Raw genomic sequence first — 21,792 nt, forward strand, 5'->3', positions numbered from 1 at the left:
TTTTTCGACACTTATCCACAAAATCCATCCCTTGTAGACAATTTTTATCCACACTACTAGATTTTGTGAGTAATATGTCGATAATGGTTGTGGATATAATTTTTTGTGGAAAAATGCTATCACATGAGGGTGTGGATAATTTTTCTGCGGGTATGAAGTTGACATGGGTCTGCCTTTTTCATTATAATGTTTTAGACTGCCATAAACACGTGGTTGTGACGATTGTAATTCCTCAGGGAGGTGTATGATAAATGAAGCGAACATTTCAACCAAATAATCGTAAACGGAAAAAAGTACACGGATTCCGTACCCGGATGCGTTCAAAAGACGGACGCCAGGTACTGAAGCGCCGTCGTCGTAAAGGAAGAAAAGTATTGTCTGCATAGACCACTGACACCATCAGTGGTCTTTTTTCCACTATGCCGGGGAAAGATGATGGATGAAGGTGATCGTATTGAAAAAGAGATATCGGATAAAGGATAACCAGGAATTTCAGCACGTCTTTAGATATGGGAAATCGTTTGCCAATCGGCAGCTTGTTCTGTACTATATTGAAAAACCCGGCCAGATGCACTTCCGGATCGGTTTGTCTGTTGGCAAAAAGATCGGCAATGCTGTCATGAGAAATCAGATCAAACGGTATTTGCGGCAGGCGTTTCTCGAATTGGAAAACGATGTCCGGTCAAATTATGATATGATTATTATTGCCCGGAATCCGACAAAACGGATGAATTTTCACGAGGTGAAGAAAAGTCTCATTCATTTGCTGGGCAAAAAACAGTTGTTGATAAAAAAATAGGTATGTTTCCCGTTTTTATATAGAATCTTTTATTTATTTAATGGTAAAATAGATGAGACTCGATACATACGGTTTTTTAGCGATAAAAAGAATATATTATACGCGCTGTAGGACGAGGACGAGTCCCTGAGTTTTTCTGATCAGTTAGGAGGAAATAAATTGCATAAGAAGGTTTGGTTGCTTGTAGCCTTAATCGGGTTACTGGCACTTCTTTCCGGGTGTACACAAATAAATGAACCAGTCTCTGCTGAAAGCGAAGGCATCTGGAACTCATTTTTTGTTTATCCCTTATCACAAGTCATTATTTATTTTGCTGAGTTGTTTAGTGGCAGTTATGGTTTAGCGATCATTATCCTGACGGTTATTATTCGTCTGATCTTACTTCCATTGAACGTTAAGCAGTTGAAAAGTTCTCAAGCGATGCAGGAAATCCAGCCCGAACTTAAAGAGCTGCAGCAGAAGTATGCATCTAAGGATGCGAATACCCAGCAAAAGTTGCAGCAGGAGACAATGAATTTATTCCAGAAGCACGGGGTAAACCCGCTCGCTGGCTGTCTGCCGATCTTTGTGCAGATGCCGGTATTGATTGCGATGTACCATGCGATTATGCGGACACCTGAAGTGCAAGAGCATACCTTTCTGTGGTTTCAATTGGGATCTTCAGATTACATTTTGCCGCTGATTGCTGGTGCAGCCACATTTCTGCAGCAAAAATTAATGATGGCAGGAAGCGCGGCTGCCCAAAATCCGCAAATGATGGTGATGTTATATGTCATGCCGATCATGATTGTAGTTATGGGTTTCATTCTTCCAGCAGCATTAGCACTCTATTGGGTAGTGGGGAATGTGTTTATGATTGCTCAGACGGTATTCATTCGCAAACCGATGATGAATGATCAAAAAACTGGAGGAGACAAAAAGTGAGAGAAATAACTGCTAGTGGCCAAACGGTTGAGGAAGCGGTCCAATCAGCATTAGAGCAGTTAGACACCATAAGGGACCATGTTGACGTTGACGTGATTGATGAAGGTAAAAAAGGATTATTGGGCGTGTTTGGCTCCAAACGGGCAATTGTTAAGGTAACGGTAAAGCAAAATCCGATTGAGGAAGCAGAAAATTTCCTGCGGGATATCACCGAAAAAATGAATGTACAAGCTGAGGTGACGCCAACAGTATCCGGTGATCACGTCACCTTTGATTTGTCCGGAGATAAAGTTGCCATATTAATCGGTAAACGCGGCCAAACGTTGAATGCGATCCAATATTTGGTGCATCTCGTCCTGAATAAGGATGCGGATACGTTTTACAGTGTGACTGTCGATGCGGAGGGTTACCGTGACCGTCGGAAAGAAGCACTTGAGGCGCTCGCGCATAAAATGGCGGACAAAGCGAAACGACTGAATAAAGCTGTGACCCTTGAACCAATGCCCGCATTTGAGCGCAAAATCATTCATAATGCATTACAGGTAAATGATCAGGTTTCAACCTATTCAGATGGGGCTGAACCGCATCGGCGCATTATGATCAAACCAGCAGTTGGTAATTAAAGCAACCCCGGTCTTTCCGGGGTTTTTTGTACAATGATAAAAAAGTATAACATTTCAGGTGACGTCTTCAATCGTGAAATTGGCTGGTTCGCCGATTTCTTCAAGTCTGACTACCGGCCTCTGACCTTTGATATCTGAAAAGCCGCGTCAGTCTTTTTTCTTAGTTATATTCGTTGAAAGTTGATGGTGATGTAAGCCGGGAGATGCCTGTTGATAAAGCTTTTGCATAAATAAAGCCATCTATTCACATGTGGATAGATGGCTTTATTTATGGTATTAATGATTATTAACACTGTGGATAAGTTTATTTTTGCTAAAATGTGTGGTATTCTATTATATTGTTGGCAGAACAATTAACACATTGACTATAGATAAAACATTACGGATATGATGGAGGTGAGAAAGCTGGAGACAGAAACGATAACAGCCATATCAACACCGGTTGGTGAAGGGGCGATTTCGATTGTCCGGTTGAGTGGTGAAGAAGCTATTCCAGTAACAGCTAGGTTGTTTCAGGGTGAAAGTTTGCTTGATGCTGCGTCGCATACGATTCATTACGGCAAAATCATCGATCCCCACACACATGAAGTGGCGGAAGAAGTAATGGTCACCATCATGCGGGCACCGAAAACGTTCACCAGGGAAGACATCGTGGAAATTAATTGTCATGGTGGCATGGTTGCGGTTAACCGTGTGCTGGAAATTGTTTTGGAACAAGGTATCCGGATTGCCGAACCGGGGGAGTTTACCAAACGCGCGTTTCTGCATGGCCGGATCGATTTGTCACAGGCAGAAGCGGTGATGGACTTGATCCGTTCGAAAACGGACAAAGCGATGTCGGTTGCGTTAAAACAGATGGATGGACGTCTTTCGGAGCTGATCGGCCGGCTTAGGCAGGAGCTGCTGGAAACTGTTGCTCATGTAGAAGTGAATATTGATTACCCTGAATATGATGATGTTGAAGAAATGTCCCATGACATGATGCGCGTGAAAACGAAAGACGTGCACGGGGAGATCGAGCATTTACTGGAAGTTGCGAAACAAGGCAAAATATTACGCGAAGGGCTATCAACGGCGATTATTGGCCGGCCGAATGTCGGTAAATCATCATTAATGAATACACTCGTCCAGGAAAATAAAGCGATTGTGACGGAAGTACCCGGGACAACTCGCGATATCATTGAAGAATATGTCAACGTCCGCGGTGTACCACTCAGACTGGTTGACACAGCGGGAATTCGTGAAACGGAAGATATTGTGGAAAAAATCGGTGTTGACCGCTCACGCCAGGTACTCGGTGAGTCAGATCTCATTTTATTTGTGCTCAGTTATAATGAAGAACTGACGGATGAAGATCGAAAGCTGTTTGAAGCGGTTCAAGGAATGGATTATATTGTGATTATCAATAAAACCGATCTGGAACAGAAGCTTGACCTGGAAGAAGTTAACCAGCTCGCTGAGGGTAAACCGGTCATCACGGCGTCATTAATCAAAGAAGAAGGCGTCGATGAGCTGGAATCCGCCATTGCTGAAACGTTTTTTGCTGGTGATATTGATACGGGCGATATGACGTACGTCTCCAATATCCGTCATATCCAATTGCTGAAACAAGCGAAACAGGCATTGGAAGATGCCATGGGAAGCCTGGAAATGGAAATGCCACTCGATATTGTCCAAATTGACGTGACCCGCACGTGGGAATTTTTGGGTGAAATCATTGGCGACACAGCTAGTGACAGCCTGATTGATCAGCTATTCTCACAATTTTGTTTGGGGAAATAGAAGAATAAAAAAGATAAACGGATTAACACACCAATAGAAAGGGTGAAAAAGATGGTCTATAATGCCGGACATTATGATGTCATTGTCGTTGGCGCTGGCCATGCCGGTGTAGAGGCGGGTGTTGCGGCAGCCAAAATGGGCGCGAAAACATTAATGCTGACACTCAATCTGGATATGATCGCATTTATGCCGTGTAACCCGTCACTGGGCGGACCGGCTAAAGGCATTGTCGTCCGTGAAGTGGATGCGCTTGGTGGTGTAATGGCTAAGGTAATTGATAAAACACACATTCAAATGCGCATGCTGAATACACGCAAAGGACCGGCCGTTCAAGCATTACGGGCACAGGCAGATAAGCCGCTTTATATTAAAGAAATGAAACATGTCCTGGAAAACCAGGAAAATCTGACATTAAGACAAGGCATGGTCAATGAGCTGATTATGGAAGATGGGGTGTGCAAGGGGGTCCTCACGGAAACGAAGGCTGCCTATTACGCCGATCAGATCATTGTTACGACCGGAACGTTCATGCGTGGTAAAGTGTTGATGGGCGATCTCGAATATGAAAGTGGCCCGAACAACCAGCGGGCATCCATCAAGCTGTCCGAAAACCTTGAAGATCTCGGCCTTGACCTGACCCGCTTTAAAACGGGGACACCGCCACGTGTCAACAGTCATTCCATTGATTATTCCAAAACGGAAATGCAGCCAGGCGAAGAAAAGCCACAAAGTTTTTCTTATGAAACAACGGAATATATTACGGATCAGATTCCGTGCTGGCTCACGTATACCAATGAGTTCACACATCAGATCATTAACGATAATTTATCATTGTCCGCCATGTATTCCGGTATGAAACGTGGGACCGGACCGCGCTATTGTCCATCAATTGAGGACAAGATCGTTCGTTTTAATGATAAACCGCGTCACCAAGTTTTCCTCGAGCCGGAGGGAAGAGATACAGAAGAAGTGTACGTGCAGGGATTGTCGACGTCACTGCCGGAAGATGTTCAGCACGAATTGGTCAAAACGGTACCAGGACTGGAAAACGCCGAAATCATGCGTGCAGGTTATGCCATTGAATATGACGCTGTTGTCCCGACACAGCTATGGCCAACGCTCGAACTTAAAAGCGTTCCGGGACTGTTTACAGCTGGGCAGATCAATGGCACATCAGGCTATGAAGAGGCAGCTGCTCAGGGTATTATGGCGGGCATTAATGCTGCTGCGAAAGTTGTCGGCAAAGAACCGCTCATTCTCGACAGATCACGTGCCTATATCGGTGTATTAATTGATGACCTCGTGACGAAAGGCACAAAGGAGCCTTATCGTCTGTTGACCTCCCGTGCCGAATATCGTTTGTTGCTGCGTCATGATAACGCCGACATGCGTTTGACGGAAATCGGTTATGATTATGGTTTGATCAACGACGAACGGTACACCCAATTTGTTGAGAAAAAACGTCTCGTTGAGCAGGAGAAAAAACGTCTCGCCAAAATGACCGTTAAACCGGAACCAGCAGTACAACAAATGTTGCAGGAAGCGAACGGTTCACCGCTGAAAGAAGCTGTCAAAGCCTACGATATGCTGAAACGCCCTGAGGTTACCTACACAATGCTAGAGCAGGTAATCGAGCCGGATGAATTACTGCCGGACATTGTCAAGGAACAGGCAGAAATCCAAATCAAATATGAAGGTTATATTAAAAAGGCCAATGAGCAAGTCGACCGTATGCTTAAGATGGAAAGCAAAAGGATTCCGGACAATATTGATTATGATGATATTGACGGCATCGCTTATGAGGCTAAGGAAAAACTCAAAAAAGTACAGCCGCTTTCGGTCGGGCAGGCGTCACGCATAGCAGGCGTCAACCCGTCTGATGTCTCTATCCTGCTTGTTTATATTGAACAGGGTAAAATTGCGCGTGCAGCTAATTCGTGACTAAAGGAGCTCATGAACTCATGAAACCGGACCATTTTTTTCAGACGTTACGTGAACGTGGTATTGACTTGAATGACACCCAACAAAAGCAATTTGCTGTTTATTTTCAAATACTGGTGGACTGGAATGCGAACATTAATCTGACCGCTTTGACGGCTGAAGAAGATGTGTATCTGAAACACTTTTATGATTCGGTATCAGCCGCATTTTATCATGATTTTGCCAGAGACTTAACGATTTGTGATGTGGGAGCCGGGGCAGGATTCCCCGGTATCCCGCTTAAAATATGTTTTCCAGATTTAAAATTGACCATTGTCGACTCATTAAAAAAACGGATTCATTTTTTACATCAGTTAGCTGAACAACTTGGTCTTGAAGATGTTGCATTTTATCATGACCGAGCGGAAACATTCGGGCAACATAAACAATTCAGGGAATCCTTTGATCTCGTCATTTCCAGAGCCGTCGCTCGAATGACGGTTTTAAGTGAGTTGTGTTTACCACTTGCTAAGCCAAATGGTGTCTTTTTGGCGATGAAAGGGTCACAGGCTGATGACGAAATGAATGATGCCAAACAGGCGCTAAACAAGTTGGGTGGCGAATTGGACGCAATCGATACATTTCGGTTACCCGAAGAAGACAGTGAGCGTTCGATTATTACAATACATAAAAAACGAAAAACGCCAAAAAAATATCCGCGAAAACCTGGACTTCCCAACAAAGACCCAATTAGCTGATCCCCGATTGAACAGCGAACCATTAGCAGAGAAGATGGTGGTTTCACGATACCTGTTGCCTTCGTCTTATATCATGGTCCGTATGACGACAGGTTGAAAAGGAATCTGTTTTATGCGGGTAATGATCCATTACCGTCGTTTTCCCATTCCTGCCGATTTCTCCTTTGCTGGTGGTAGTTTTATTTTATATGATGATTTCTTACGCATTCAGGCTTTTATATGATAGAATAGTAGACAGAGTTTGACTGAACGTTGTGGTCTGGTGATGGGTTATCTATTTCCAGCCGCGTTGTAAAAGAAAGATAAAACAGCCGGACGTCGATAAGGACAATGACAAGCAGACGGAAATGTTTCACGTGGAACATTCCTGTTTTATATATTTCTTGTTGAAGGCACAGAGGGCATCTGAATCAGTGATGGATATAAATAATGACTAGCCTGAGAGAACCCGTGAAAGGGATGTGTCTGTCAACTGCGGTGGCAGAAGGACATAAAAAGAGCCTTGAACATAGAGCATGATAGTAAAGGTGGTGTTTGCTGGTGGTAAGTCCACTAAACCGCATATTTGGGATGGGAGATAAACATGAACCAGCACCGGTGGAAGAAGACTACCATTCAGATGAAGTGATCGAACTTTCAATTGAAAAAATCGAGCCCAATCGATTCCAGCCAAGATCGGTTTTTAATGAAGAAAAAATGCAGGAACTGGCCCAAACCATCCATACACATGGCATGATTCAACCGGTTGTGGTCCGTAAGCTGGACGAAGAAGATAAATACGAGCTGATTGCCGGTGAACGCAGATGGCGTGCGGTCCAATCATTAGGTTGGGAAACCATGCCTGCTATCGTTCGGGGGATGACCGATACGGAAATTGCCTCGGTAGCACTCATTGAAAATCTTCAGCGGGAAGAGTTGACGGTGATTGAAGAAGCAAGCGCATACGAACGACTGCTGGATCTGCATTCACTGACACAGGAGGCATTGGCACAGCGCCTCGGAAAGAACCAGTCAACGATTGCTAATAAAATGCGGTTACTAAAGCTTCCGGAACAAGTCCAAACAGCTGTATTGGACAAGCAAATAACAGAGCGACATGCCCGCGCGTTAATCAAGATCAATGATCCTGATAAACAAGTCCAAATGCTTGAACATGTTTTAAACAAAGACTTGAACGTAAAACAGACAGAGGAACATATCGAAAAAATGAACCAAACGGCTGAAAAACCAGCCAAAAAACGCCCCAAACGTAAAGGTGTTAATAAAGATGTGCGGATTGCTATGAATACGATCCGACAGTCGCTGAATATGGTGTCGGATACGGGAATTGATGTCGAAACCGATGAAGAGGATCTGGATGATTTTTATCAAATCACGATCAAAATACCGAAAAAGAAATAATACATGTCTTCATATTGATTGATAAAACACCATTCATCTTTGCTCTTACAGAAGATGAGTGGTTTTTAAATCCAAAAAACAAAAGCTGCACTATTTCAAATGAAATCATAATTTAATAGCCGCTTTAATTAAAAAAGTGATAGAATAATAAGTATAGAATGTTAGGTAGGTGACAGCATGGGTAAAATTATTGCCATAGCCAATCAGAAGGGTGGCGTCGGAAAAACAACATCAGCCGTAAACTTGAGTGCAGGCCTCGCTCATTTAAACAATCGTGTTTTAATTGTTGATATAGATCCTCAGGGCAATGCGACAAGTGGCGTCGGCATCAACAAAGCTGATATGGATCAGTGTATTTACAATGTTTTGGTGGAAGATTTGCCTGCCGAAGATGTTTGTGTACCGACACAAGTTGAGAATTTAGACATTATACCTGCCACGATTCAACTTTCGGGCGCTGAAATCGAATTAGTATCAACCATTTCTCGGGAAATTCGCTTAAAAAAAGCGCTAGAAAGCCTTAAAGAGGTCTATGATTATATTATTATTGATTGCCCGCCTTCGTTAGGATTGCTGACGATCAATGCGCTTACATCGTCAGATACGGTCATGATCCCTGTTCAATGTGAGTATTATGCGCTGGAGGGGTTAAGTCAGTTATTGAATACCATACGGTTAGTGCAAAAACACTTGAACAAGTCGCTCATGATAGAAGGTGTTTTGCTGACAATGCTTGATGCACGAACAAATCTTGGCATTCAGGTCATTGAAGAGGTCAAAAAATACTTTCAGGATAAAGTCTATCAATCCGTCATACCGCGAAATATCCGGCTGGGGGAAGCACCAAGCCATGGTGAACCGATTATAACGTATGATCCAAAGTCAAAAGGTGCTGAAGTATATCTTGAACTGGCAAAGGAAGTGATCAATAATGGCGAGAGGGTTGGGTAAAGGAATCAATGCTTTTTTTCCATCTGAGCTGGAAGAAACACGTGATGATGTCATTCAGGAAATTCCGGTGAATGAGTGCCGGCCAAATCCATATCAACCGCGCAAAACATTTCGTGCGGATGCGATCGAGGAATTAAAAGATTCGATCCTGGAATATGGCATTGTTCAGCCACTGATTGTTCGCAAAAGTATTAAAGGCTATGAAATTATCGTTGGGGAACGACGTTTCCGTGCGGCTAAAGAGGCGGAATTGGCGACATTGCCGGCGGTTGTCAAAGATCTGACAGATGACAAAATGATGGAAGTTGCCTTGCTGGAAAATTTACAGCGTGAGGATTTGACAGCAATTGAGGAAGCCCATGCGTATCAGAATTTAATGAATGAGCTGGGCATCACACAGGATGAATTATCAAGAAGGCTGGGAAAAAGCCGGTCACATATCGCCAATATCGTCCGTCTCCTCTCATTACCGGAACAGGTTGTGGCTTATATCAATAATGGTGAGCTGTCGATGGGTCACGGACGAGCTTTACTTGGCGTAACAGATAAGGAACAGGTCATGCCGCTTGTCAATAAGATACTTAAAGAAAAACTAAATGTGCGTCAGGTGGAAGAGCTCATTGTTAAAATGAATGACAAGCCGGCCAAGAAGAAAGGCAAACCGAAAAAAGATATCTTTTTGCAGGAAAGAGAAACCGTTCTCCGTGAGCGACTTGGCACCGCTGTCTCTATTAACCGTGGAAAACGCAAAGGGAAAATTGAAATTGAATTTTACTCAAATGATGATCTTGAGCGAATACTGGAGACACTGGACAAGTAATTTAATATTGGTAACGCTTCGGACGAATGGATGCAGGCGGTTAACACGATTGATGCCCTCAGCCTTCCGTCATCCGGGAGTGCTATTTAGACGGCGTCACAAGACTGACTTGATACAACAGCATCTGGTCGGTCTTTTTTTATAAGATACGAAGGTATAAAATTTTGGACGACGTTTTCAATACCGAAATCGGACTTCTGACTTCCGCCTCTGACATCTAGGAAGATGAGGAAGGAGTCGAGTTTTTCTTACTTGAAAGTCACATTTTGCGGAGGAGGTTTTAGAGTGATCTACTTTGATCAGGCCGCGTCCTCGTATCCAAAGCCACCTGAAGTAGCCGAAGCCATGGTACAGGCAGTTAACGAAATAGGGGCCAATCCCGGTCGCGGCAGTCATAGGCTCGCCAGGACGGCAGCAGATTTGATAACCGGAACAAGGGAGAAAGCGGCACGTTTATTCGGCTGCAGCAACCCGAAACAAGCATTGTTTTTTGCGAATGCGACAGCTGCTTTGAACCAGGCCATCAAAGGATTCACCTGGTCAGCGGGCGACCATGTTATCGCGACGACCTTTGAACACAATTCCATACGCCGGCCACTCGAACATATCAAACATGAACATGGGGTTAACATCACTTACATAACCTGGGATGGCGATGAAAGTGCTTTTATACGACGCGTTGAAGAATCGATTACCGCCAAGACGAAATTAATAGCGATGTCGCATGCGTCGAATGTGACAGGTACTGTCTTTCCAGTCGGACAGACGGCGCATGTGGCTAAAAAAAAGCACATACCGCTGCTTGTTGATGCGTCACAAACGGCAGGTCATATACCGATCGACATGAAGGAGATGGGAATCGATATGCTGGCATTCCCCGGGCATAAAGGGTTATTGGGCCCCCAGGGGACAGGCATGTTGTTGGTTAATGGTGATGTTGACTTGCAACCGCTGCTTCATGGAGGCACCGGCCGTTTTTCCGAAGAACCGCTTCAGCCGGCACAATGGCCGGAAAAACTAGAGAGTGGTACATTGAATACGCCCGGGATAGCCGGGCTACAGGCTGCTTTAGCTTTCCATGAAACACGAGAACAGGAAAATGTTCCACGTGAAACAATGCTAAGCCAAGTGCTTTTACAAGGGCTGAAACAGATAGAAGGCGTCACATGCTACGAACCAGTGGGACAGGGACTGCATATGCCAATTGTGGCTTTTAATGTGCTCGATATCCCGTCACAGGAGGTTGCGATGATCCTTGATTCCCATTACGATATAGCTGTCCGCGCCGGCCTTCATTGCAGTCCGCTAACACACGAAATGCTGGAAACGATGGACCGGGGTGTCATTAGAGCAAGTTTCAGTCTGTATAATAACGAAGCAGAAGTTGAACAATTTTTACATGCAATCGGGGAGATAACCGAATCATATAAGGTGATATAAACATGGACAAATTGGGGTTGGGTTTATGGCTTTATTCGGAACAATTGTTAACGGTATCTGCATCATAGTGGGAAGTTTGATCGGATTACTCTTCACCAAAATCCCGGAACGATACAAGGAAACCGTCATGCATGGTATAGGGCTGGCGGTTATCTTAATCGGCTTGCAAATGGCGTTGGAAACGGAAGCGATTATCGTTGTGCTGTTAAGTTTGTTATCAGGCGCCATTATAGGTGAGTTCATCCGTTTGGAAGAAGGGTTGAACCGCTTGGGAGATTGGGTTGGCAGGCGATTTACGACGACAAATGACAATATTAGTGTTACTCAAGGGTTTATTACGGCTTCTTTAGTTTTTGTCATTGGTGCTTTGTCCGTTATTGGGGCACTGGATGGCGGTCTACGCGGTGATCATGAAGTTCTGATCACAAAAGGGGTCATTGATGGATTTGTCGCGCTTGTGTTAACCACGACACTCGGATTTGGCGTGATATTCTCGGTTATACCGGTAGTCGTTTATCAGGGAGCGATTGCCTTGTTGGCAATACAAATTAATAATTGGATTCCCGAAACGTTTTTAAATGGACTGATTGGTGAACTAACAGCAGTCGGAGGGCTTATGATTATGGCAATCGGCCTCAACTTGTTAAATATCATTCAAATACGAGTGGGAAATCTGCTGCCGGCCATTTTAACAGTTGGACTTGTCTATTATGTCTATTTATTAGTTTAGCTGGCTTACATACATTACGAAAAACTCTACTACGATTAGTGGTAGAGTTTTTTACATTTCTTTTTTAACGTTGGTCATGTTATGTGCCGGGATAGCCGGAATTGAACGGCTGTAAGTCAATTGCTGATCGACTTTGTTCAATAAAGCAGCTATAAGTTTCGCCATTTCGACGACAAGAGAAAGCCTTGTATTCTGCAGGGTGGCATATTCCATGAATCCGCTGATGTTTACCACCCCGGTCATATGGATATCTCCAATGGGCGGAAGCTTTTTATTCAGAGCTGCTCCGGGGTTGAGTGAACCGGTGTCCGTAATGATTGTCCCGACTGAGGTTGTTTTACCGAGTGATGCATCCACCGCCATGATATATGGGTGTTGGTGCTGCTTGTAAATGTGCTGCACATACGTTTCCATATTCTGTGCATGAACAGGATCGGATAACGTGCCGTACACATGGAAATGCTTTGGTTTCATCTCGATTAAATAAGATCCTGTCAGTGGCCCAAGTGCATCACCAGTCGATCGATCTGTTCCAATACACACAACGACATATTCCTTCGGGGCTGTTGGAAGCCAAGAAATAATTCGCTCGTTCATCTTGTCCATCAGCAGGGGATCGGTATAGTGGATTTGCAGTTTTTCCTTTTTGGGGATGAAACGGTTCATGAGATTCATAGCTTTTCCTCCACAAACATATTGATATTAGTATACGGCAAAAATGATTAAACTATACGTCGGTCAGTATAATGGAGGAGAAGCGATGTTACGGGCAGGTCTGAAATGGATGTTTTTAATCATTGGAACAACGATTGGAGCCGGTTATGCATCAGGACAGGAGCTGTGGCAATTTTTTGGCTATGAAAGTGGACTGGCTATCCTGCTGTTTACGGTGTTTTTTTCTGTGAGCTGCTATGTCATTATGCGTGTTAGCTACCAGCAGGCCTCGAATGACTATTTGCCGGTGCTCCGTGTAATTGTGGGGGACAGGTTGACAAAAGTATATGATATCATGATATTTTTATATTTATCGACGACGACTGTTGTTATGATAGCGGGAAGCGGTGCAACCGGACAAGCTTTTAATCTTTCCTTCTGGTGGGGGGTTCTGGTCATAACGGTCAGCCTGATTGTGTTGTTTTTAAAAGATATCAGCGGTTTGCTGACCATGAACCAGGTTGTCTTACCGTTATTGCTGGGCGGTCTGTTGTTTATTTTAATTTTATTTACAAGAGATCAAGGATTGAATATGCTATCTCATTTGCATGAACAGCGTAATTGGACAGCCGCTTTTCCTTTTACGGCATTGAATATCCTGCCGCTGATTGCTGTACTGGGCGCGATCGGCAACAAAGTTAAAACGAAACAGGAAATCTATATTGCGGCAACCGGTAGCGGGTTGATTCTGGGGGTTCTCTCATTTATTTACAACAGCAGTTTAATTCAGATTGCTGATGAACTGCTATTATATGAAATTCCATTATTTGCCATCCTGCGGCATTATCCATTTGAAATACTTATCTTTATGTCGATCCTTTTATGGTTTGCGATTTTTACAACGGCTGCCTCAGGTATAATGGGCATTGTCACCAGGTTGCAAAGTATTTGGAATGCGCCGATCTGGCTGCTGGCAGCTCTTAGTATTGCCGCAATGGTGCCACTCACAACGCTAGGCTTTTCAACACTCATCAATTATATTTATCCGGTATATGGTATTTTGAATTTGTACGTGCTGACACGATTACTGCTTTATCCATTGTGGCGTAACCCTGGTCATAAGCAGTCGTGACGGCGCTTTTCTTTTCATAAACCGGTCATTGTTGTAAAATCAACTTGTATAACGATTGCCGGGAGGGGTTACGTGGACTTTGTCAGTCAAGAGCTTGGGGAGCTATGGGATTATGTTAGCGGTCCGGAGCTTTGGATCAATATAGGAGAGGCTGTACTGAAAGCCATTGCCATTCTTTTCGTTGCCATGATCATTATCCGGGTGGGCAATAAGATCATTAACCGACTGTTTGAAACGAGGGCCCACTCACCATTACGCATCACGGAGCGACGTGAAATAACGATCAAAAAACTGATCAAGAATGCATTGAAATATACGGTATACTTCCTGGCTTTTATCACGGTTCTGGATGGTGCATTTAATTTACCGATAAAAAGTTTATTAGCTGGTGCTGGTGTAGCCGGCATTGCGATTGGTTTCGGGGCTCAGAATCTGGTGCGGGACATTATTTCCGGTTTCTTCATTATATTCGAGGATCAATTTTCGGTGGGGGATTATGTGCGCGTAGCCAATGCTGAAGGTTTTGTTGAAGAAATCGGGATGCGGACAACCAAAATCGAGAGCTGGACTGGTGAGCAACATGTCCTGCCAAATGGCAACGTTACGCCAGTGACGAATTATTCGATTCATAACGGTCTCGCTGTCGTGGATATTAATGTCCCGTATGAAAATGATGTGGTGACCGCTGAACAGATTATTGATGATACGGCTAAGAGGCTGCCGGATCACTATGAAGAAATCGTCAAGGTACCGGAGATTATCGGGGTCCAGTCATTGGAAACGTCGCATTATGTTATCCGGGTAATAGCTGAAACATTGCCATCCTATCAATGGGCCGGGGCACGCATTATCCGGAAGGAAGTTAAAGAAGTGCTCTATAAGCAAGGCATTCAAATACCAGCACCGCGCCTTGTCATGTATTCACGGAACCAGGAACCGACGTCGCTGGAAATCGACCGTGAAAGGGATAGGTAAGGAGGACCATATATGGCAGATAAAGACTTCGGTATGAATGATATTGTTCAAATGAAAAAACCACATCCGTGCGGTGAAAATCGCTGGAAAATTATCCGTATGGGGATGGATATCCGGATCAAATGCATGGGATGCGATCACAGTGTTATGATTCCCCGCAAAGAATTTACGAAAAAAATGAAAAAAGTTGTGGACAAGGCTGAAACGTAAAAATTCGGCCAAAATTTCGTCCATGACGTTTAATTTTTCCGTTTCTGGATGTGGCCGGATGGAAAATAGCATAACCGAATAGGAATCTGGCAAAATAAGCATTTTTCAATGCTTATTTTTGTTTTTTCATTGCTTGTCATTTACACAGCTTGTATTATAATTGGAATGACTGAAACGTTCATATGAATGGAATCCTTAAGGAGTGAAAGTTGAATGTCTTTGACAGCAGGAATTGTCGGACTTCCGAATGTTGGCAAATCAACGTTGTTCAATGCGATCACCCAGGCGGGTGCTGAAGCGGCAAACTATCCATTTGCTACGATCGATCCGAATGTGGGCATTGTGGAAGTTCCCGATGAACGCTTAAATAAATTAAGTGAATTGGTACAACCGAAAAAAACAATTCCGACCACATTTGAATTTACGGATATAGCCGGGATTGTTAAAGGCGCAAGCAAAGGGGAAGGACTGGGGAACCAGTTTTTATCGCATATCCGCCAGGTGGATGCGATTTGCCAGGTGGTCCGCTGTTTCCGTGATGATAATATTACGCACGTATCAGGCAAAGTCGATCCCCTCGATGATATTGAAACCATCAATCTGGAACTGATACTGGCCGATTTGGAAACTGTTAATAAGCGGCTGCAGCGGGTGGAGAAAATGGCACGGCAGAAAGAAAAGGAAGCTGTTGCCGAATATAATCTTCTCACAAAGGTGAAAGAAGGACTAGAAGCGGAAAAGCCTGTCCGGGCACTCGAATTTTCCGACGATGAGTGGAAATTGGTGAAAGGGCTGCATCTCTTGACGTCGAAACCGGCTCTGTATGCTGCCAATGTGAGTGAAGCGGATGTGCAGAACCCGGACGCCAATGAAGAGGTGCAGAAGGTCAAGGAATATGCCGCCAATGAAAATGCTGAAGTGATTGTCGTCTGTGCGAAAATCGAAGAGGAAATTGCTGAATTGGATGGCGAAGAAAAGGAAATGTTTCTCAATGATCTGGGGATTACGGAATCCGGGCTTGATCAGCTGATCAAACGGTCCTATCACCTACTTGGCTTGGGGACTTATTTTACAGCTGGCGAACCGGAAGTGCGTGCTTGGACATTCCCAAAAGGAATTAAAGCACCACAGGCAGCGGGCATTATCCATTCAGATTTTGAACGGGGCTTTATCCGTGCCGAAACGGTTTCATATGACGATCTGATGGAAGCAGGTTCCATGGGCAAGGCCCGGGATAACGGCAGAGCCCGCCTCGAAGGAAAAGATTACATTGTCCAGGATGGCGATGTCATCCACTTCAGGTTTAATGTTTAACATCAAAGGCGCAAACGCCCGGTTACAAGGAAGTCGCTAATACGGAAAGGCCTTTGCAGGTTGGAAATAGCGTCAAATGTATAACAAATCAGGATCTCTCGAATGCTTGTTTTTTAGGACATATTTTGATATAATACTCCACTGTGAGTAATGGAATCAAGATTACTCCTTGCTCTTTTCCTGAAAAAGAGCCGCTTAGACCAAAAGGAGGTGTAACGGATGAGAAAATACGAAATCATGTATATCATCCGCCCGGACATGGAGGAAGAAGCGCAATCCAATTTGATTGAGCGCTTTAGCAACGTGTTGACCGATAACGGGGCGGAGATCGATAAAGTTGATGAGAAAGGCAAGCGACGTCTTGCATATGAAATCAATGACTATCGTGACGGCTATTATGTCGTCATTAACTTCAGCGGCGATGAAAATGCCATCAATGAATTTGACCGCCAAGCGAAGTTTACGGATGATATAATTCGTCACATGGCAATTCGAGAAGATGATCAATAATAGGGAGTGGTTCTGATGTTGAATCGTGTCGTTCTTGTTGGCAGATTAACGAAGGATCCTGATTTACGTTATACACCAAATGGCGTTGCTGTAGCGAATTTTACCGTCGCTGTTAATCGGCCTTTCTCCAATCAGCAGGGAAATCGGGATGCCGACTTCATTAACTGTGTTGTCTGGCGCCGTGCTGCCGAGAATTTTGCCAATTACATGCGCAAAGGCAGTATGGTAGGTGTCGATGGCCGACTGCAGTCACGCACATTTGAAGGACGGGATGGAAATACCGTCTTTGTAACAGAGGTTGTAGCCGACAGTGTTCAGTTCCTGGAGTCAAAAGGATCATCACAGAACAGGGATCAGCAGCCATCAGGATTCCAGCCAAACCGGAACCAGAATCAGAACCAGAATCAGAACCAGAATCAGAACCAGACGAATCAACCGCAGACAAACGATAATCCGTTCAAAGATAACGGAGAGCCGATTGATATTTCAGATGATGATTTACCGTTTTAGAGGAAGGGTGTCGGATTGGAAAGAAAATCGGCAAGTTAACCGATTTATCCGAAAGGCGATACTTCCTGTCGTTTAAACATTATAAGGAGGGTTATAACATGGCAGCTCGCCGAGGTCGTTCAAAACGTCGGAAAGTGTGTTACTTTAAAGCGAACGGGATAACACACATTGATTATAAAGATGTTGAGCTTTTGAGGAAGTTTATCTCGGAACGTGGAAAAATTCTTCCGCGCCGTGTAACCGGTACTTCCGCAAAGTATCAGCGTAAACTGACAAAAGCCATCAAACGTTCCCGTCAAATGGCACTATTGCCATACGTGACAGAATAATTAAAAGCCCGATTCACAAGCCTTTTTGCTGTGAATCGGGCTTTAATTATTTTCGGACCAGCTGGCCTTGATCGATATGCAGAATCCGGTCCCCAAGTTTGCCTGCCTCTTCCGCGTCATGGGTAACCAGCAAAATGGGAATGTCCCACGTGCTATGGAGCCTTAATAATTCATCCTGGCATTCCACTCTGGTTTCATGGTCCAGCGATGAAAAAGGCTCATCCAAAAGCAGTGTTTCCGGCTGCGTCACTAATGCACGCACAAGGGCGACACGCTGTTTTTCCCCGCCGGAAATCTGCTGCGGGTACTTAGGACGTAAGTGATCGATCCCCGTCAATGCCGAAAGATGATGTAACAGCCGTTCATTCTTCAGACCATAGCGGATATTTTTATCCACGGTCATGTGCGGAAATAGGGCATAATCCTGGAACAAATAGCCGATATTTCGCTTGGCGATCGGGACCGGTTTCGCATGCGTTTGGAAAAGATGCCGCCCGTTCAGCGTAATGTGTCCAGAATCAGGCTGGTCAATCCCGGCAATACAATTCAGAATGGTTGTTTTGCCAGCCCCGGACGGACCGAACAGGACGACAATGTTTCGCTCAACGTCAAATTGGGCATCAAGTGAGAACGATGGCAGCTTTTTCTGTATATTGACCGTCAACATGTCTCATCACCGCCTATTATCACGCGTAAAACGTAAAATATTTCGTCCGCTCCACCAGTTCAGCCATAAAATGGCCGCAAAGCCGATCACAAGAATACTAATCACCCAGAATAACGCGACATCTCGATCACCCGCTTCCACGGCAAAATAGATGGCGAGTGGAATGGTCTCAGTCTGATTGGGTATGTAGCCGGCAACCATCAATGTCGCGCCAAATTCGCCCAGTGCCCTGGCAAACGTCAGCACGAGTCCGGCTAATAGCCCTGGCCAGGCAAGTGGAAACGAGATGGTCCAAAAGACCCGCCATCTCGAAGCACCCATGGTTCGGGCCGCATTTTCCAGATTGAGCTCATATGTTTGAAACGAGGCAGCCGCGCTCTGATACATTAACGGAAATGCAACGACAACCGCTGCAATGACAGCGCCTGTCCATGTAAAGACAATTTGTATATCAAACCAGTGCAACAGCCATTTGCCGAGCGGCCCACTGCTGCCGAATAAATAGAGCAGCCCGAATCCGACGACAGTAGGCGGTAGTACTAGCGGCAGCATCAGCAGCGATTCAACGATACGCTTACCCGGAAACTGGCTGCGTGTTATCACCCTGGCCAAAAAGATGCCAGCCACAAAAACAATAACGGTCGCAATCCCGGCAATTTTTAACGACAAATGTAATGGTGTTAAGTCCATACGTGTACCCCTCTAACCGGAAAATCCATGGTCTTGAAATATGGCTTGTGCTTGATCTGTCTGCAAAAACTGTGTGAATGTTTCAGCTGCTTTTTGCGACCGGCTTGAGGCTGTCACGGCAGCAGGGTAGCGGATTGGCTCATGCAGCTTATGATCGATGGTCAGCAGCTTATTGACCAATCCGGAACGCTTGAGATCACTGGCATAAACGATTCCAATTTCTGTGTTCCCGGATTCAATATAGGTCAGGACTTGCTGAACGTTATTCGTGTAAACATACGCATTTTCCAAATCACCCCAAACATCACTGTTGCTCAGTGCCTGTTTAGCATAATTTCCAGCTGGTACAGTATCCGGGTCACCAATGGCCATTTGTTCGACAGGAAGCGACGGCAATTCGCTTAATGTGTTCACTGAATAGGAAACGTTTTGGTTGGCAATGAGGACAAGTCGGTTTTGTGCGAAGTCAACCCGTGAATCCGTTACAATTTTATTTTCCGCGGCAAGGTAATCCATCCATTGCTGATCAGCAGACAGGAACACATCAACAGGCGCCCCTTGTAAAATTTGTTGGGAAAGTTTACCGGAAGCACCATAATTTAATGTCAACGCGATGTCAGGATGTTCAGCTTCAAAAGCCCGTTTCAGTTCGGAAAGTGTGTCCGTTAAACTGGAAGCAGCCGCCACAAGCAGTTCGGTTTCATCCTGGTTTTCCTTGCTCGAGCAGCCGGCTAGAACCAATAGGGCGCTAATCAAAATGGCGGATAATATATAACGCATCAGTAAAACTCCTGTTTTCGTTTTTTTCGCTTCGGATAAATGGTTATCAGTTTGATCAAGAACAAGAATGTATATAAGCTAAATAAGGCGGCAAACACATCACCAATGGCAAAAAAGAAGGCCAGCGCCGTATAGAGCAAAAATGGAATGGTTGTTATGTATGCCGTCAGTTTCCAAAGCATGGGAAACCGGACTTTACGTCGCAATAATTTGGTTATGCCTGTCCCGATATAGGCCATCAGCGTCAGAAACAAAAAAACGATCATCGTCAGGGGTAAATAATTAAATATTAAAAAATAGATTAAAAAGAAAAGCAGGTTCATTTGTGCTCCGGCGCCAGTTGTCAACTGATTAGTGATTGATGGGATGGAGACAATCAGCAGCAGGATAAACATATAGACGACCGTGATGTCCATACCAACCCGGTTCAGCTTAAACATGGCCTGCTTATTCGGCAATTTGATACTGTTTAAAAATGTTCGTAAAAATATCACACGTTTCATCTCCGGTTGCAATATCGTACAACACTCTTATTATAATAAAAAATAGCCGATTAAGCACCTATTGACTATGAATAATCTTTGAAAAATAATTCTCGACAAATTTCCGTAAATATTTCCCGGGCAATAACAGCAACCGGAAGTGTCCCGGTACCTGTTAGGCCGCTTATCCAATCCGTGTATCCGGTTGGCCGGAAAAATGATTGTTTATATGGGCGGGAATTTTTGTATATGTCTAGTTCACACACCAACGAAAGCTCAAATCATGTTATCATGTAACAATAAGCTTGTATGCTTATCATGCGTTCAAAAGGGGGGACAAGTTCAACTTTTTGAACAGCCTTCTATAAACATGTTAAATAAACCACAACGATTTATTAAACTGAAGAGGTGCAATTGATGAATCAATCAAAACAACTGACAGATGGGGTATTGCTTACGGCAATATTTATGGCTCTAATGCTGATTGCTGCCTTTATTCCCATTATCTCATTGGTCGCTGCCTTTTTATTGCCGGTACCGTTTATTTTTTATGCCTCGCGTTATGATTGGAAGCCGGCCATGGTGATGCTGATCGCTGCGTCGGTTCTGTCAGTGCTGTTGACATCCATCATTTCTTTGCCGCTGCCGTTATTAATGGGGCTCGGCGGCATCATGGCTGGAAGTGCCATTTATCGGAACTTCTCCGCTTATGAAACCCTGGCCAGAGGAACAATCGGTTTTGTGATTGGGATGGTGTTTATCTTTGCTTTCGGCCATTTAGCATTCCAGGTCAACCTGGTCACTGAAATCAATCAGTCGATGCAGGAGTCACTCACTATGAGCCAGGATATGATGGCGCAATTTGGCCTAGCCGAATTGTCGGAAGAGCAAGTGAACATGGTGACCGAACAGCTTGCGATGCTGACAGACTTACTGCCGGTATGGGTAGCGGTTGCGGCGCTTGTGCTGGCATGGATCAGCCAGTGGGTTAGTTACAAACTGATCAACCGGCTGGAACGTAAACAGCTGTGTTTTCCGCCGTTTCGGTCATTGCGACTGCCGGTTTCATTAATCTGGATTTACTTTTTTGCGTTAATCCTGTCATTCTTTAACCAGGAGCAGACTGGCATGTTGTATACAGCTGTACACAATGTCCTGATGCTTACCGGAATCTTCATGACATTGCAAGGCTTTTCGTTTATTTTTTACTATGCTCATACGAAGCGTATGTCGAAAGCACTCCCGATTACCAGTATCATCCTGACACTATTTTTGCCGTTTATCCTTCTTTACCTCGTTCGTCTGTTAGGTATAATTGATATAGGCTTTTCGTTAAGGGATCGCATTTCCAATGATAAAACATGAGTGGGAGTTCAGGTAGGAGCTGATGA

Annotated in this window: 26 protein-coding genes; 20 read left to right on the forward strand and 6 right to left on the reverse strand. The window is 44.4% G+C overall.

The features are described from left to right. Positions 1-251 precede the first annotated feature (251 nt). The 7 genes from rpmH to rsmG all read left to right on the forward strand — a co-directional run bounded on the left by rpmH (position 252) and on the right by rsmG (position 6,806). A complete protein-coding gene (gene rpmH, locus ACFQ4A_RS13220) occupies positions 252-386 on the forward strand; it encodes a 50S ribosomal protein L34 (protein WP_382401393.1) in 135 nt (44 codons plus the stop codon). A 68-nt stretch (positions 387-454) separates the two neighbouring features. Beyond that, positions 455-799, forward strand: coding sequence for a ribonuclease P protein component (rnpA, locus tag ACFQ4A_RS13225; protein ID WP_382401899.1), 345 nt, complete (start codon positions 455-457; stop codon positions 797-799). 159 nt (positions 800-958) lie between these two features. Then, the gene (gene spoIIIJ, locus ACFQ4A_RS13230; protein ID WP_382401395.1) at positions 959-1,723 is read left to right on the forward strand and encodes a YidC family membrane integrase SpoIIIJ; all 765 of its coding nucleotides are present in this window, start codon (positions 959-961) and stop codon (positions 1,721-1,723) included. Next, positions 1,720-2,346, forward strand: coding sequence for an RNA-binding cell elongation regulator Jag/EloR (gene jag / locus ACFQ4A_RS13235; RefSeq protein WP_382401397.1), 627 nt, complete (start codon positions 1,720-1,722; stop codon positions 2,344-2,346). Before spoIIIJ ends, jag begins: the two co-directional genes overlap by 4 nt. A gap of 405 nt (positions 2,347-2,751) precedes the next feature. Next, positions 2,752-4,128 carry a tRNA uridine-5-carboxymethylaminomethyl(34) synthesis GTPase MnmE gene (gene mnmE / locus ACFQ4A_RS13240; RefSeq protein WP_382401901.1) on the forward strand — a complete coding sequence of 459 codons (1,377 nt, stop codon included), beginning with the start codon at positions 2,752-2,754 and terminating at the stop codon, positions 4,126-4,128. Positions 4,129-4,179: 51 nt separating this feature from the next. Continuing rightward, complete coding sequence (gene mnmG / locus ACFQ4A_RS13245) at positions 4,180-6,069, forward strand: tRNA uridine-5-carboxymethylaminomethyl(34) synthesis enzyme MnmG (protein WP_382401399.1); 1,890 nt, start codon at positions 4,180-4,182, stop codon at positions 6,067-6,069. 20 nt (positions 6,070-6,089) lie between these two features. Then, a complete protein-coding gene (rsmG, locus tag ACFQ4A_RS13250; protein ID WP_382401401.1) occupies positions 6,090-6,806 on the forward strand; it encodes a 16S rRNA (guanine(527)-N(7))-methyltransferase RsmG in 717 nt (238 codons plus the stop codon). Between the two features lie 215 nt (positions 6,807-7,021). On the opposite strand, the gene ACFQ4A_RS13255 is transcribed toward rsmG, so the two are convergent. Beyond that, on the reverse strand, positions 7,022-7,162 hold the full coding sequence (locus ACFQ4A_RS13255; protein WP_382401403.1) for a hypothetical protein: 141 nt from the start codon (positions 7,160-7,162) through the stop codon (positions 7,022-7,024). Between the two features lie 184 nt (positions 7,163-7,346). On the opposite strand from ACFQ4A_RS13255, the gene noc reads away from it, so the two are divergent. The 5 genes from noc to ACFQ4A_RS13280 all read left to right on the forward strand — a co-directional run bounded on the left by noc (position 7,347) and on the right by ACFQ4A_RS13280 (position 12,148). Then, positions 7,347-8,207, forward strand: coding sequence for a nucleoid occlusion protein (noc, locus tag ACFQ4A_RS13260; RefSeq protein ID WP_382401405.1), 861 nt, complete (start codon positions 7,347-7,349; stop codon positions 8,205-8,207). Positions 8,208-8,384: 177 nt separating this feature from the next. After that, positions 8,385-9,158: a ParA family protein gene (locus tag ACFQ4A_RS13265; RefSeq protein WP_382401407.1), complete on the forward strand. Its 774-nt coding sequence runs from the start codon at positions 8,385-8,387 to the stop codon at positions 9,156-9,158. Then, positions 9,139-9,978: a ParB/RepB/Spo0J family partition protein gene (locus tag ACFQ4A_RS13270; RefSeq protein WP_382401409.1), complete on the forward strand. Its 840-nt coding sequence runs from the start codon at positions 9,139-9,141 to the stop codon at positions 9,976-9,978. Before ACFQ4A_RS13265 ends, ACFQ4A_RS13270 begins: the two co-directional genes overlap by 20 nt. Positions 9,979-10,263: 285 nt before the next feature. Beyond that, positions 10,264-11,418, forward strand: coding sequence for an aminotransferase class V-fold PLP-dependent enzyme (locus ACFQ4A_RS13275; RefSeq protein ID WP_382401411.1), 1,155 nt, complete (start codon positions 10,264-10,266; stop codon positions 11,416-11,418). 25 nt (positions 11,419-11,443) lie between these two features. After that, the gene (locus ACFQ4A_RS13280) at positions 11,444-12,148 is read left to right on the forward strand and encodes a DUF554 domain-containing protein (RefSeq protein ID WP_382401413.1); all 705 of its coding nucleotides are present in this window, start codon (positions 11,444-11,446) and stop codon (positions 12,146-12,148) included. A 51-nt stretch (positions 12,149-12,199) separates the two neighbouring features. Here the strand turns inward: ACFQ4A_RS13280 and yyaC are convergent, their stop codons facing one another. Further along, positions 12,200-12,823 carry a spore protease YyaC gene (yyaC, locus tag ACFQ4A_RS13285; protein ID WP_382401415.1) on the reverse strand — a complete coding sequence of 208 codons (624 nt, stop codon included), beginning with the start codon at positions 12,821-12,823 and terminating at the stop codon, positions 12,200-12,202. A gap of 85 nt (positions 12,824-12,908) precedes the next feature. Between yyaC and ACFQ4A_RS13290 the strand changes: the two genes are divergently transcribed. The 7 genes from ACFQ4A_RS13290 (at position 12,909) to rpsR (ending at position 17,782) form a co-directional block, all read left to right on the forward strand. Then, positions 12,909-13,934, forward strand: coding sequence for a YkvI family membrane protein (locus tag ACFQ4A_RS13290; RefSeq protein ID WP_382401417.1), 1,026 nt, complete (start codon positions 12,909-12,911; stop codon positions 13,932-13,934). Positions 13,935-14,006: 72 nt separating this feature from the next. Continuing rightward, a complete protein-coding gene (locus ACFQ4A_RS13295; RefSeq protein WP_382401419.1) occupies positions 14,007-14,909 on the forward strand; it encodes a mechanosensitive ion channel family protein in 903 nt (300 codons plus the stop codon). 12 nt (positions 14,910-14,921) lie between these two features. Next, a complete protein-coding gene (locus ACFQ4A_RS13300) occupies positions 14,922-15,119 on the forward strand; it encodes a DUF951 domain-containing protein (protein WP_382401421.1) in 198 nt (65 codons plus the stop codon). Between the two features lie 213 nt (positions 15,120-15,332). Continuing rightward, positions 15,333-16,433: a redox-regulated ATPase YchF gene (gene ychF / locus ACFQ4A_RS13305; protein WP_382401423.1), complete on the forward strand. Its 1,101-nt coding sequence runs from the start codon at positions 15,333-15,335 to the stop codon at positions 16,431-16,433. 219 nt (positions 16,434-16,652) lie between these two features. Continuing rightward, complete coding sequence (gene rpsF / locus ACFQ4A_RS13310; RefSeq protein ID WP_382401425.1) at positions 16,653-16,943, forward strand: 30S ribosomal protein S6; 291 nt, start codon at positions 16,653-16,655, stop codon at positions 16,941-16,943. 15 nt (positions 16,944-16,958) lie between these two features. Beyond that, positions 16,959-17,453 (forward strand): single-stranded DNA-binding protein, encoded by a 495-nt coding sequence (ssb, locus tag ACFQ4A_RS13315; RefSeq protein WP_382401427.1) that lies wholly within the window; start codon positions 16,959-16,961, stop codon positions 17,451-17,453. 98 nt (positions 17,454-17,551) lie between these two features. After that, a complete protein-coding gene (gene rpsR / locus ACFQ4A_RS13320; protein ID WP_382401429.1) occupies positions 17,552-17,782 on the forward strand; it encodes a 30S ribosomal protein S18 in 231 nt (76 codons plus the stop codon). A gap of 46 nt (positions 17,783-17,828) precedes the next feature. Here rpsR and ACFQ4A_RS13325 read toward each other — a convergent pair whose 3' ends face one another. From ACFQ4A_RS13325 to ACFQ4A_RS13340, 4 genes are read right to left on the reverse strand one after another with little or no spacing between them, the layout of a single operon-like run. Beyond that, positions 17,829-18,449 (reverse strand): ATP-binding cassette domain-containing protein, encoded by a 621-nt coding sequence (locus ACFQ4A_RS13325; RefSeq protein ID WP_382401431.1) that lies wholly within the window; start codon positions 18,447-18,449, stop codon positions 17,829-17,831. Positions 18,450-18,455: 6 nt separating this feature from the next. After that, positions 18,456-19,139 (reverse strand): molybdate ABC transporter permease subunit, encoded by a 684-nt coding sequence (gene modB / locus ACFQ4A_RS13330; protein ID WP_382401433.1) that lies wholly within the window; start codon positions 19,137-19,139, stop codon positions 18,456-18,458. A 12-nt stretch (positions 19,140-19,151) separates the two neighbouring features. Beyond that, a complete protein-coding gene (gene modA / locus ACFQ4A_RS13335; protein WP_382401435.1) occupies positions 19,152-19,919 on the reverse strand; it encodes a molybdate ABC transporter substrate-binding protein in 768 nt (255 codons plus the stop codon). After that, entirely contained in the window at positions 19,919-20,413 is a 495-nt protein-coding gene (locus ACFQ4A_RS13340) for a hypothetical protein (RefSeq protein ID WP_382401437.1), read from the reverse strand. The genes modA and ACFQ4A_RS13340 overlap by 1 nt, the downstream gene beginning before the upstream one ends. A 405-nt stretch (positions 20,414-20,818) precedes the next feature. Here ACFQ4A_RS13340 and ACFQ4A_RS13345 point away from each other — a divergent pair, with 405 nt between their 5' ends. Further along, positions 20,819-21,766, forward strand: a complete 948-nt coding sequence (locus ACFQ4A_RS13345) for a YybS family protein (protein WP_382401439.1) — start codon at positions 20,819-20,821, stop codon at positions 21,764-21,766. Positions 21,767-21,792: the final 26 nt, after the last annotated feature.

The sequence above is a fragment of the Lentibacillus salinarum genome (genome assembly GCF_042679865.1).
In the GTDB taxonomy this organism is placed as follows: Bacteria; Bacillota; Bacilli; order Bacillales; family Amphibacillaceae; genus Lentibacillus; species Lentibacillus salinarum.